The sequence below is a fragment of the Paenibacillus sp. FSL R5-0475 genome, assembly GCF_038004585.1.
In the GTDB taxonomy this organism is placed as follows: Bacteria; Bacillota; Bacilli; order Paenibacillales; family Paenibacillaceae; genus Paenibacillus_AQ.
In genome coordinates this window covers 5,415,236-5,427,843 of the sequence record NZ_JBBORK010000001.1, presented here as the reverse complement: position 1 = coordinate 5,427,843, position 12,608 = coordinate 5,415,236, and the positions used below count along the sequence as shown (strand labels likewise).

The window sequence follows — 12,608 nt, the reverse complement described above, 5'->3', positions numbered from 1 at the left end:
TCATAGAACATAAATTTCAGGGGGATGAGTATGAAGCTAGAACGAATGATCGCTATCATTATGCTACTCTTGCAAAGAGAAAAGATGAGCGGGAGAGAGCTGGCCGAACTGTTCGAAGTTTCACTTAGAACCATTTATCGTGATATTGAAACCATTAATCAAGCAGGTATTCCGATTGTGACCAGCTCCGGTGTAGGAGGGGGCATTGGGATCATGAATGAGTATAAGATAGAAAAAGGTTTTTTTACCGTCAAGGACATAACCGCTCTACTGATGGGGCTTGGCTTTATATCCAATACATTATCCGGTGAGGAAACCACTGCTACCCTGGCCAAAGTAAAAAGCTTTATCCCGGAGGATAAACAGCATGAAATTACACTGAAAACCAACCAAATCTCTTTTGACTTATCCGCTTGGCTAGGTAGCAATGATCTACAAACCAAAGTTGAAGTGATTCGAACAGCCTTGGAGCATTGCACATACTGTCTTTTATGTACCTAAGCGCTAAAGGGGATAAGTTTATGCGGACCCTTGAACCTCATCGTCTGTTATTGAAAGAAAATCATTGGTATGTGCAGGGGTATTGTTTAAAGCGGCAGCAATTTCGAGTATTCAAGCTATCCCGCATATCGGAACTGGAGAGAATGGAAGATTGTTTTGTTATGCGTGAGATTCCTCTAGCATTTTCAGAGTTTACAGATACCATGTCCAGGAAAATGCAAAGAATAAAATTGCAGCTAGACCATTCTATCCTCGACAGGATGTTGGATTATTGCGGGGAAGAGAACATTACTCCCCTAGGCAACGGCAAATTCTATGCCTATCTTGATTTTATTGAAGATGATTATGGTTATGGAATCCTAATGAGCTTCGGCGATAAGTGCCAATGCATTGAACCTGAGTATGTGCGCAATGAAATGAAGAGACGGCTTAATGATTCATTAAGAGCATATTATTGAAATATAAAGAAATTAACACGATTAACGGTCCTGGTCCTAATTTAATTGGATTAAGGCCGTTTTATTATATCTTCAAGTAAAGATGGCTTAACCCTGAGCGAAGCGTTCGAGGGGGAGGTTTTTATATTATTTAAAGCGCTTACTTATGCGATGAGTATATTAAAAATGTAATCTTTAACATTTTACGACAATATTCACCTTACTTTTACATGGGAGGTATGATATATTCTGGTTGAAAATGGATAATAGGAAAAATGAAAGGAAGAATGAGTATGGAAGCGCTGGTGTGGACATCCAATGATAAGCTAGAGCTCTGCGAATGGGAAGAGCCACAGATTGTAACCCCGGATGAAGTTAAGATTCGGATTGAGATGACAGGCATTTGTGGAACAGATCTAGCGGTCATAACCGGTAAAGAGGAAGGAGTTCCAGGAATCATTCGCGGTCATGAGGCTGTGGGGACCGTAATTGAAATTGGCAGTAATGTTGACCGTGTTAAGGTGGGGGACCGAGTAGTTATCGATCCGAATCAAAGCTGCAATGAATGTTATTTTTGCTTGAAAGAACAGCCGCACTTATGTATAGGTTCCGATGGAAATGGGATGCCTATTGCTGGTTTGAATCGAAATGGGACATTCACTTTTTTTTTCTCAACTGTACAAACGTTTGCACACCTTTTACCTGATCATATGAGCTGGGAGACGGGGGTATTAATCGAGCCGCTTGCCTGTGTGCTGCACAATTTCAAAGAAGCTAATGTCACGGCTGACGATAAGGTGCTCATTCTTGGATCGGGTCCAATGGGGCTGTTAAGTCAAATGGTGAGTAAATCAAAAGCTGCGCTCACGGTAGCGACGGAAATTAATCCCTATCGGTTGGCATTTGCTAGAGAGATCTCGGATTTTGCTCTAACACCATCCCAATTAAATCAAGCTACCGTAGATAAAATCTGCGCGGGACATAAGTTTGATGTGATTATCGATACGGTGGGCACTCAGCTCGAAGTAGCGGAGGAATGGATTGAGCGAGGAGGGCGCATTGTTCCTTTTGGAATTAATTCGAAGTATCGGTACACCTTTTCCCCTACCAGATTCGTACAGCATGCAATCAAAATTATCGCAGCAGGCGAATACCGCTACATGTTCGAGGAAGCTTTGCGGTTTGCCGCTGAGACACCTGAACTGGAGAAACTGGTGACCAGAAAAGTTAAGCTCAATCAGCACGAGGCAGCAATAAACGAGTTGATCGGCTATGAATTGAACTCTTTGAAGGTGGTTGGGAGTGACACCGTAAAGACGGTTTTTGTTCCCTAAACGTAGAACTGCAATCAACGAGAGGTGGATCTGTTAATGGGCAAAGAAAGCAAATTTAGACTTGTTCAGGATTACTTGTCTACACACAAAGATAAAGACGTCGCGCCAATTTGGATTCCTGCTGTGTGGAATGAGTGCAAATATGAGCGTGTTCTTTTCGAAAAAGACGGTGAAATTTGTGTACATCCGTATGATTTTTTGACAGAGCATTTGAAGTATGTAGACAAGCTATCGTGGAGATATTCGCTCAAGGAACGCACGAATTTAGACGACAGCGCGATCTATTCTTCATTAATTCGTTATTCGACGGCTTGGGATTACAACCATGATGGAACAATTGAATCCGGCACTTTTTTAAGATTCCTTATTCTTCTGCCGCTGTTAAAAAAAATGGGCATCAATATTCTGTATATGCTTCCAGTGAACCAGTACAGCAAGTTGAATCTGAAAGGAGATATCGGGTCACCTTACGCTGTGCAATCGTTATTCCACTTGGATCAGAACCTACACGACAGCCTGCTGGATGGTATGGAGGAGTTTACGATCCACGATGAGCTCAGCGCTTTGGTAGAAGCTTGTCATTTGCTTGATATTAAGACTGTTGTTGATTTCATTCCCCGTGTAACGGCGAAAAACAGTGCGTTCATTACCGAACATCCTGAATGGGTGTATTGGATCAAAATGCAGGAATTAGAAGGCTTTGCACCGCCATCGATTCCTGAGCTTGGATTCTTTGAGGAGTGTACGCCTGACAAATTGGAGACGGTCTACCACAGCCAGGAAACCGCAGCATTTCTGCGGAAGTTCTCGCCGCCGCCCAATGAACTTCATCCAATCCTTTGGCAGCAGTTAAAAGAGAAGGCTGCTAAAACTGGAGATGAGCTATTAACTTTGGTGGAGCAAGAGATGGGGATAACGACTGCTCCCGCACATTCGGATTGGATTAACGATGTACAGCCGATTTGGACAGACATTACGTTCTTGCGCCTCTACAAGGACTTTTCTCCGCAAGTGAGACATCTTATAAGTTCGGATCAGGCACCATATGTTCTTTTTGATACGATTAAATGCAATGACTACCCGGGTGAGGAGCCGAATCTGGAGCTGTGGGATGTGCTGGAGGAGGCCGTACGGTTTAATCTCGAAAAGTATGGGATTGATGGCTTCCGCATCGATATCGGACATGTACTTCCTATTCCGCTGTTGACTCGTATTTTTGACACGATTAAAGAGTTGAATCCGAATGCAATCTTGATCAGCGAAGATTTGTTCAATCGTAATCACAAGAAGGCGGCGAGCACCGGCTACAACATTATGCTTGGCAGCGGATGGAATGTCATGACGCAAATCAATAAGGACAATCTCGTTTCATTCTTAGAGGAGCTGCCTGAGTTAAACATTCATGTGTTCGCCTGTGCAGAAACAGCAGATACGCCTCGGATCACGAGCCGTGGCGGTGTTGAGGTGGCTCGGATGATTGCGGTTTTTAATCAATTTCTTCCGAATGCAATTCCATACGTGACGACTGGCTATGAAATGAATGAGGAGCAGCCACTCAACTGTGGTCTTGGCGACAACACGAACGGAGAGGAGATTTCCCGCGCTTTTTTTAACGTCATGCAAATTAATTGGACTAATCCTGCACCGATGCTGCCGCTGCTGACGGAGCTGAGTGAATTCAAGAAAGATTGGCCTCAGCTAGTGAAGCCAGAAAACTTTTTCGTGGCTCAATCACCGGAAGGTACAGTTCTGTACGGGTATATGCATGGCGAACAGACGCTGCTCTGCTGCTTTAACTTGAGTGCTGATGCTTCCTGTCAAGTTGATTTGAAGGCTGCGGTACCTGGGCGGTACCCAATGACCGTGACGCTGGATAGTTCCTTAACGGGCAGCATCGCAGGTCAGACGTTAGACAGCTTACTGCTTGCACCAAATCAGGCTTTAGTGCTCGTAAACAATCATAGACAAGTTAGTTAAGGGAGAGAGGCAGCGATGGAAAAGAAGAACAAAGAAATTGTGTTATGGCATGAGTTTGACGGTCCGGGAGATACCTCGATTGAGGTGTTGGAGGGAATTTGCAAGCTGTATACAGAGCGCTTCGGCGTACAAATTACGCCACAAGTGATGAACATTACGGAGTTGACTGCGCGCCTGAACCAAATTAAGGACACCCATCAAGGTCCGCATCTGGCGATGGTTCCTGCGGATATGTCCTCCTATGTTGAGAATGGCCTTTACTCTGAGGTACCGGGCTGGCTATTTGATGATGCATTGACTGAAGGGGCACTTTCAACGATGCAACTGGATGGTGTTCAGTATGGTATCCCGGTATTACGGGGCAATCATTTGGTTGTGTATTACAATCCGGAGATTTACGCCAGTGCGCCGACGACATGGGAAGTGTTCGAAGAGGCAGCAGAGAGGTTGTCCGCTCAAGGCATCATACCGATTGGAGCAGATTTACAGCAGGGTTATTGGTTTATTCCGTTTCTTACAGCTTTCGGTGGTTGGCCTGTTCAGGATGGAAAGCCGAATATCGTAACCCCTGAAATGAAGCGAGCACTTGAGTTCATCCATGACAAGATGGATCAAGGCGTGCTCGTCAGTCTCGACGGTTCCACAGGACTGCTAGAGCAGTTTATTGACGGTAAGATTGGCGCCATTATTTGTGGAGAGTGGATTTATAACCATCTGGACAAGCAGATGAACAACAGGCTTGCGGTCTGCCAGCTTCCGGTCATAGAAGGCCAGCAATCGCTATCCATGTCTTCTTCTATCGGCTTGATTTACCCGAATCATTCGTTAACATCGGAGGAGCGGGAAGATATCTTGTCGTTCACGCATTTTATGCTGAGTGATGAGTGCCAAACCATGTGGACGCTGGGTGTACAGCGGATTCCAGCTCAGGAAGAGGTGCTGAACCGTCTAGCTGCCTCTGCTACGCCTAACAAAAAGATGATTATATCGCTGTTGGAGCACGCACGGCCGATGCCGACTTACCCCTTCATGATTCATGTATGGGAGGCGCTAAATGCGGGTCTAACCGAGCTGCCCTTAAGCAATTCTGAACAAGCATTGAAAAAAATTGAACAGACCATCCAAGCATTCTGGGGCGCATATAAAAGCTAAAAAGAGACGGGGAGAAGACAAATGAAAACAACGATATTCAGCCAAATTTCGATTGACGGTAAGCTCACTATGGGAGCTGGTAATTCGAGTAAGGAGCTTTTTTCTTTGTTTTCCAGTGAGGATATGGAATTCATTCATCTATTCCGGGGGAATGTGCAGGGCATTATGGTCGGCAAAAATACAATTCTTACGGACAATCCCTTTCTTACTAATCGGTATGAGGAGAACAAAAATCCAATCCGGATCATTCCGACGTCCACCTTGGATATTCCGCTGGATAGCAATGTGCTCTCGGATGAGGGGAGGACGATTATTGTCACAACCGAGAAAGGACGGGATGAATATAAAATCAAGCAGATCCGGGAAAGAGGGAAGGAGTGCCTCATCTGCGGTGAGGATAAAGTCGATTTCGTGGAGCTTGAACGTCAGTTGGAAGACAACTTCGGGATTACCAGCTTGATGGTCGAGGGCGGCGGCTTTTTGAACTGGCATATCTTCGATCAGGACATCGTCGATGAAATTATTCTGATGCAGCTTCCGATCATCATAGGCGGTTCCACGAACATTACTTTAGTGGATGGAGACGGATATCAGCAATTGTGCTTTGCGAAAAAGTTCAAGGTTGTAGAAATTCAGCCAAAAGATAATTATACGCTCATGCGCTACAAAAAAGTGATATAACCTCACACGAAGTCATAAACTGCGAATGGCTATGGACGCGGTAAAATCGAGAATATGGGGGTTGTGAATGATCCATGTCAGAGAAAGAGAACTTCTACAAAAGTGTGTATAAAATCGCTGTACCCGTTACGCTTCAAAGCTTACTGATGGCATTGCTCAATTTGACGGATCAGTTGATGGTCGGGCAGCTTGGAGATGTGGCGATTGCCTCGGTGGGGATGTCCACCAAAATATATGGGATCATCGCGGTTGTCTTGGCTGGTTTATCGACGGGTGTGTCTATTTATGCAGCCCAGTTTTGGGGGAACAAAGATTCCAAAAGCGTCTCCCAGGTGCTGGGCCTTGGACTGATCGTCGGCTTCGCGTTCTCGTTCTTATTTTCTGCGGCTGTCTTCATCGATTCACCGCTTTTTCTGAGCATGTTCACGACAGATGTGAATGTAATAGATAATGGGTATATTTTTCTGCAGATCATGTCGATCGGCTTTGTACCTGTCATGCTCACGATGATGTATTCCGCGATTTTGCGTAGTACGGGCCATGCCAAATGGCCGATGTATGTAAGCTTAATTGCTGTTGTTTTGAATATTATACTGAATTACGTACTTATTTACGGGAACTTCGGCGCTCCAGCGCTTGGTCTGAAGGGCGCAGCTATTGCAACCCTTATTTCCAGGGTAATAGAATGTTTGTTGATCATTGGTGCCGTGTACCGATATCGTTTACCAGGCGCTGTTGGGTTAAAGAACTTGTTCATCATTCCTAAACCGCTCATCCGCAAGTTTTTTGGAACGACGTATCCGCTGCTGCTGACTGAATTGATCTGGGTATTGGGTGAAACGGCATATGCGATCATCTATAGCCGCATGGGGACGATGGAGATGACGGCGATGACCATTACCTTCCCATTGCAAGGGCTTTGCATCGGCTTATTGTCCGGTCTGGCTAGTGCAGCTGGGGTTTTGGTTGGCAACCGTTTGGGCGCGAACGAAACGGATATCGCACTCGATCATGCGAAAAAGTTCATTCGTCTTGGCATTATCATCTCTCTAATTGTCGGGGTTATCATTGCGGCAGGCTCGAAGCTGTATGTCTCCGCATTCAATATCTCCGAGGATGCTAAACAGATGAGCATATATATCGTTATCGTATTCGCTGGATTTCTTTGGGCCAAAGTTTCCAATATGATTATAGCAGGCGGCATTCTAAACAGTGGGGGAGACAGCAAGTTCGTGTTCAGCATGGAATCGACCGCGACATGGCTGATAGGTGTCCCCTCCGGACTGTTGCTGTCATACGTCTGGAAGCAGCCAGTCTACCTTGTATATCTCGTCATATCACTTGAGGAGGTTGTCCGTTTTGGCTTCGGCTACGCCCGGATTTACTCCCGGAAGTGGATGAGAAATTTAGTTAACGATTTGGCTGAAAAAGCGATGTAAGGGCTGATTGGATCGCTCAAGGCTCCCGTGTATTTCCGCTTAAGGGAATGTCACGGGAGTCTTTTTATAACTAATGATATGATTGTCGTATGGGGTGGCTTTGAACGGGTGATAATTAATTAAACATGTCTAGTCAGAAAGGAACTGCTATGCAAGAAACTTCTAGAAACCATAGGTTCAATTATTTTTTTGAAATGATTCTCTACCTCATTTGCGGAGTATCAATTGTTTATTATGGCCTGAATGGAAATGATGATAAAACATTTCAAGCGGCCCTTATCATTCTAGTCCTGTTACTCTTTAAGGGCTTAATCACAAGGACCAACAGCGAACTGCCTCCCGCACTTCAATTTTCGGTGCTGGTCTTTATCACAATCACGATGATGCTCGCCAATTTATTCAATTTGTATGGTGTCATCCCTTATTTAGATAAGATTGAACATCTGCTGTCTGGAATTATTTTATTCTTCGTAGGACGATTCATCTTGATCAAGATGGCTAAGCGTAAAGGGCTGGGCGGTCTGCCTTCCAACATCATCATTTGGTTCGCGTTCCTGTTTGCTGTTGCAATGGCTGGAATGTGGGAGATTTATGAGTTTACGGTGGATCATCTCTTTGAGCTTCATTCGCAAAATGGTAGTTTGACCGACACGATGATGGATATGATTTGCGGAACATTGGGCGCTCTCGTCGCCTCCTTCTATTTATTCGTAGAAGTACGCAGAAAAACGTAGCTTTGATCAACGTTAATTTTCATGTTCACTAGGAGACTTCTTAGGAATTCTAATCTGAAAAATGGTTTCCGTCACGGCTTCGTCCAGCAAACGCACGCTGCCATGGTGCAATTCCGCGATTTCCTTGACGATCGAGAGCCCGATGCCAAGTCCCTCGCCTTTTCTTCCACCGTCGGCGCGGTAGAAACGCTCGAAGATACGCTCGCGATCCTCTCGTGCGATCCCTTTACCCCGGTTTTTGACCGTGAGAACCACTTCCTCTTGTTCCTCCGTCAATCCAATTCCCAGATAGTGTCCTTCTTCACCGTAACGAACGGCATTGTCCAGCAAGTTGCGCAAAGCACGTTCGATCAGCGGTGCGTCGATCATAACCTCGATATCCGTATCTTGGATGTCTGCCTCCAACACGATGTTCTTATCGTCCAGGAATAAGAGGTAATCGGCTGCGATCTTTCGCATTAATTCCGACAGGTTATGCGGAGCAAGCTGAAGCCGAAGTAAATGCTCTTCTTGACGGGTAATGTCGAGTAACTGATCAAGCAGCTTATCCATGTAGCGAGAACGCTGCAGGATGATTTTGGCCCCGGACTGAAGCTCGTTCTCATTCTTGTACGCACCGGTACGGATCATCTCGGCATAACCCAAAATCATAGTTAACGGCGTTCGCAAATCGTGGGACAGGTCCGATAAGAGCAGTCTTCGCCGATGTTCTAACTGTTCAATTTGGGCAGACTGGCTCTGGATACGCATTGCCATTGAATTGTAGTGTTGGGTCAGCTGAGCGATCTCGTCCCTCGACGTATCTTCCAGCACGATGACATCGCTTCGGATTCCGACTTGGTTCAGCGCGTTGTTCAGTTTTGTAATGCGACGATCGGTGGAAGAGAAGAACCATAAGGAAAGGAGATAGGGAAGCAACAACGCCAGTAACAGAGGTAAAATAAATGTTAGTAAAGCTTTATACGTTCGGAGAAAAAAATATATTTGTCCAGATGTCATGTCTTCGCTGGATAAACTCAATAACATGTAATAGGATCGATGATCATGGGCAACGGAATAAGTAAGAGTGATCGGAGTATTTTCACCCCAAAGATTATTTGGCATATGGTCAACACGGTCGGCTAATTTGCGGAAGTCGTAGGAATTATTCTCGCCGGCGGAATCATACAGCGTCGAACCGTCCTCAGCCAGCCACTCTAGGCGGATCTTGGAATGCGGGAGTAGTACTTCTTCCAGAATGGGTTGAACCTCTGGTCCCGAGTAGGCGTCTTGCCGTTCTATAGCCGTAAGTGCTTCTTGTGCGATGGCGTTTAACGTCTTCAGATCATATCCCGGGGTCCAAGTCTTCCCGGTCATTAGGGTAATCGTAATAAACAAGACAATGCTTCCTGCGGCACTGGATAGCATCATCAGCCATAGCTTAGTTCGTCTCTTCATCGTCCGTCACCTGAGAGGCGGTAGCCGATGCCGCGAATGGTATGAAGATTAGATTGGGACCCGGGTGCGCTTTCAAGTATTTTTCGGATGCGGCTGATGAAGACGCTGAGGTTGTTGGCGTCATAGTTTTCATGCTGCCAGACTTGTTTGTAGATTTCTCCTTTTGTTAGTACGCGATCAGGATTGAGCATGAACACTTGCAGTAGATGGCATTCGACTGGAGTCAGTCCATGTTGTTGCCCATCATTATGTAGTACATAATTGTCGATATCCAGAATAAGTTTATTCAATTGAATCACATGGGGCCGGTTGGAGGTCTCAGGATGGTGCCTGCGGAAATGGGCCTGTATCCGCGCCAGCAGCTCCATTGGACTGAAAGGCTTGGTCATGTAATCGTCGGCTCCCAGTCCAAGTGCGTCGATTCTGTCTTCCACTTCTCTTCTCGCACTAAGCGCAATGACCAGCGTTTCCGGACGATGTTCCCGCAAGTAGCGTAGAACTTCGAAACCGTTACCGTCGTCCATCATGATGTCCAGAACGATCAGTGAGAAAGGCTGCGCTTGTAGCTGTAAGATCGCCTGCCGCCCAGACCCCGCTTCGGCGATGTCCCATCCGGCGCGTTCCAGATGTAAGCGAATAAGCTCGCGAATGTCGGGTTCATCATCGACGATCAGAATCCGGTCCATGTTTTCATCACTCTCCATTTTTTGCTAACTATGATTTCATTATTATAGCAAAATTAGGTAAAATTAGGATCGGAATATCGGATGGGGATTTTGATAAGTAGAAGTCGGTTCTTAGATAAACGTATAATGGGTACATTGAAAAGGACAAAAGAGGGAGCTACATACATCGTAACTTAGGTCATAACTGAGGAGTGGTAGGCATGGCACGTGTCTTATTTATTAATGCTGGATCAGAGGGACATATCAATCCAACGATTGGCGTTGTACAGGAGCTTATTTCTCGTGGAGAGGAGGTAGTGTACTTCACTATAGAAGCTTTTCGGGAGCGTATGGAGGAGACAGGTGCTATAGTACGGACATTGGACGCTCAACAATTTATAAAAGCCTTTATTTCAGGTGGGAGAGATTATCTGCTTGAAAGAGTCAATGGGCTTTTACTTACGGCGGATATCGTTATACCAAGCGTTCTTGAACAGATTAAGGGGGAGCATTTCGATTACATCATCCATGATTCGATGTTTGGTTGTGGACGTTTACTGGCTCAAATTCTTAATCTTCCTGCAATCAACTCTTGTACTTCTTTTGCACAGACAAAGGAATCATTTGATCAAGTCATGGAACGATTCTACACAGAAGCCCCTGCAGAAATAGTAAAAGCTGTAGACGATAGATTTCAAAGTCTGACCATAAAAATAAAGGAACAATATGGTGTGCAGATTCACTCTCCTTACGAAGTGTTCTGTAATCCTGCACCACTTACAATCGTGTATACGACAAGGGAGTTTCAACCTTATGGAGAAGCCTTCGACCCATCGTATAAATTCGTTGGTCCTTCCATCTCTTCACGATTAACGCCAGATCATTTTGATTTTTCTGCAATTAAGGGAAAGGACCTAATTTACATTTCAATGGGTACGGTCTTCAACCAAGCAAGTGATTTCTATAAGCTTTGTTTTGAGGCATTCGGGAATACGGATTATACGATTGTTATGTCCATTGGGAACAAAGTGCAAATCTATGATTTGGGAGAAATTCCTCCCAACTTCATAGTTAAAAACTATGTTCCACAGACGGATATATTACAGTACACAAAAATATTCATTACACATGGTGGAATGAATAGTGCGCATGAGGGTCTCTACTATGGGGTTCCGCTAATTGTAATCCCACTAAGTGCGGATCAGCCGATCATTGCGGAGCAAGTCGTCAATATTGGAGCGGGCATTAAATTACAAATGCAAGGATTAACTGCAACTGAACTGCGTGAAGCTGTAGAGCGTGTGCTCACCCTTCCGTCATTCCAAAAAGCTGTTGCAACGACTAAAGATTCCTTTCGAACATCCGGTGGATCTCATCAAGCTGTTGATGAGATTTTCAAATGGAAGTGTCAATATCTTGGTTAGTGTGCATGGCCATCCGTTGAAGGATGGCCATATTTGTTTAACTTTCGAGACAAGCCTATCGCGTACTCTCCACATAATTAAAAATAGCATCTCTCAACTCAAACTCGTACGTCAAACCATTCACAAGTCCCACCACATGATTGCTGTCATACAGATCAAGCATGAATCCAGCCATTTCCTTCGCGGTATGGAATTTCCGCACAGCGCCGTGATATTCGAAATTCGTGATATCGAAAGCACGTTTCGCGAATTCTGTTTCTGTTGCGGCAGGTGCCAACACTTTAACCTGCATAGGTGCACCTTGACTCTTCAACTCATGAGATAGTCCTTCAGTAAATGCACTTACATAAAACTTGCTCGCACAGTACGTTATAGCATTGCCCACAATCGTATAACCGCCACCAGATGAAACGTTAATTAATTGCGTGCCTTCAATAGTGGAGTAGTCTCGAACGAATAAAGAGGAGAGTATAGTCAACGCTTCTATGTTCAGATGTAGCATTGTAGTTATTTTATTTAAATCTTGCTCGGCCACTGAAGCAAAGTTCCCAAATCCGGCATTGTTGATCCAGGTTTCGATGGAATATCCTTGCAGGCTTTCATACAATGTATAAGCATTCTCGATAACGGATAAGTCAATCGTTTGAATGACAACCTCTACATTAGGATGAATACCAGCGATTTTAGACTGTAATTCCTCTAGCTGTTCCTTTCTGCGGGCCACAAGGATTAAGTTTTTTCCACGAGAAGCAAAAGCTAGGGCAGTTTCATAACCTATCCCTGAACTAGCGCCGGTAATTACAGTGTACTTCATGTGAGTTCCTCCT

12 protein-coding genes and 2 pseudogenes are annotated in these 12,608 nt (G+C 45.0%); 9 read left to right on the top strand and 5 right to left on the bottom strand.

Annotated elements, in window-relative coordinates; translation table 11 throughout:
• The first annotated feature begins 30 nt into the window (after window positions 1–30).
• The 8 genes from MKX41_RS24295 (at window position 31) to MKX41_RS24260 (ending at window position 8,255) form a co-directional block, all read left to right on the top strand.
• Window positions 31–501 carry a helix-turn-helix transcriptional regulator gene (locus MKX41_RS24295; RefSeq protein WP_340973521.1) on the top strand — a complete coding sequence of 157 codons (471 nt, stop codon included), beginning with the start codon at window positions 31–33 and terminating at the stop codon, window positions 499–501.
• Between the two features lie 20 nt (window positions 502–521).
• Entirely contained in the window at window positions 522–959 is a 438-nt protein-coding gene (locus tag MKX41_RS24290) for a helix-turn-helix transcriptional regulator (RefSeq protein WP_340973519.1), read from the top strand.
• Window positions 960–1,231: 272 nt separating this feature from the next.
• Window positions 1,232–2,272, top strand: a complete 1,041-nt coding sequence (locus tag MKX41_RS24285; protein ID WP_340973518.1) for a zinc-dependent alcohol dehydrogenase — start codon at window positions 1,232–1,234, stop codon at window positions 2,270–2,272.
• 36 nt (window positions 2,273–2,308) lie between these two features.
• A complete protein-coding gene (locus MKX41_RS24280) occupies window positions 2,309–4,249 on the top strand; it encodes an alpha-amylase (RefSeq protein ID WP_340973517.1) in 1,941 nt (646 codons plus the stop codon).
• A gap of 15 nt (window positions 4,250–4,264) precedes the next feature.
• Entirely contained in the window at window positions 4,265–5,401 is a 1,137-nt protein-coding gene (locus tag MKX41_RS24275; RefSeq protein ID WP_076285030.1) for a sugar ABC transporter substrate-binding protein, read from the top strand.
• A 21-nt stretch (window positions 5,402–5,422) separates the two neighbouring features.
• Entirely contained in the window at window positions 5,423–6,082 is a 660-nt protein-coding gene (locus MKX41_RS24270; RefSeq protein ID WP_076285029.1) for a dihydrofolate reductase family protein, read from the top strand.
• 74 nt (window positions 6,083–6,156) lie between these two features.
• Window positions 6,157–7,521 carry an MATE family efflux transporter gene (locus tag MKX41_RS24265; protein WP_076285028.1) on the top strand — a complete coding sequence of 455 codons (1,365 nt, stop codon included), beginning with the start codon at window positions 6,157–6,159 and terminating at the stop codon, window positions 7,519–7,521.
• Between the two features lie 125 nt (window positions 7,522–7,646).
• Window positions 7,647–8,255, top strand: a complete 609-nt coding sequence (locus MKX41_RS24260) for a hypothetical protein (RefSeq protein ID WP_340973515.1) — start codon at window positions 7,647–7,649, stop codon at window positions 8,253–8,255.
• A gap of 12 nt (window positions 8,256–8,267) precedes the next feature.
• Here MKX41_RS24260 and MKX41_RS24255 read toward each other — a convergent pair whose 3' ends face one another.
• The 4 genes and pseudogenes from MKX41_RS24255 to MKX41_RS32350 form a co-directional block, all read right to left on the bottom strand.
• Window positions 8,268–9,692 (bottom strand): HAMP domain-containing sensor histidine kinase, encoded by a 1,425-nt coding sequence (locus MKX41_RS24255; RefSeq protein WP_340973513.1) that lies wholly within the window; start codon window positions 9,690–9,692, stop codon window positions 8,268–8,270.
• Window positions 9,689–9,991 (bottom strand): winged helix-turn-helix domain-containing protein, encoded by a 303-nt coding sequence (locus MKX41_RS32360; protein WP_410477466.1) that lies wholly within the window; start codon window positions 9,989–9,991, stop codon window positions 9,689–9,691. The genes MKX41_RS24255 and MKX41_RS32360 overlap by 4 nt, the downstream gene beginning before the upstream one ends.
• A 29-nt stretch (window positions 9,992–10,020) precedes the next feature.
• A pseudogene (locus MKX41_RS32355) lies at window positions 10,021–10,120 on the bottom strand (DNA-binding response regulator); the annotation flags it as partial.
• Window positions 10,097–10,378: pseudogene (locus MKX41_RS32350) on the bottom strand (response regulator); the annotation flags it as partial. The pseudogenes MKX41_RS32355 and MKX41_RS32350, both read right to left, overlap by 24 nt.
• A gap of 200 nt (window positions 10,379–10,578) precedes the next feature.
• On the opposite strand from MKX41_RS32350, the gene MKX41_RS24245 reads away from it, so the two are divergent.
• Window positions 10,579–11,781, top strand: a complete 1,203-nt coding sequence (locus tag MKX41_RS24245; protein WP_340973512.1) for a macrolide family glycosyltransferase — start codon at window positions 10,579–10,581, stop codon at window positions 11,779–11,781.
• 55 nt (window positions 11,782–11,836) lie between these two features.
• On the opposite strand, the gene MKX41_RS24240 is transcribed toward MKX41_RS24245, so the two are convergent.
• Window positions 11,837–12,595 (bottom strand): SDR family NAD(P)-dependent oxidoreductase, encoded by a 759-nt coding sequence (locus MKX41_RS24240; protein ID WP_076298076.1) that lies wholly within the window; start codon window positions 12,593–12,595, stop codon window positions 11,837–11,839.
• Window positions 12,596–12,608: the final 13 nt, after the last annotated feature.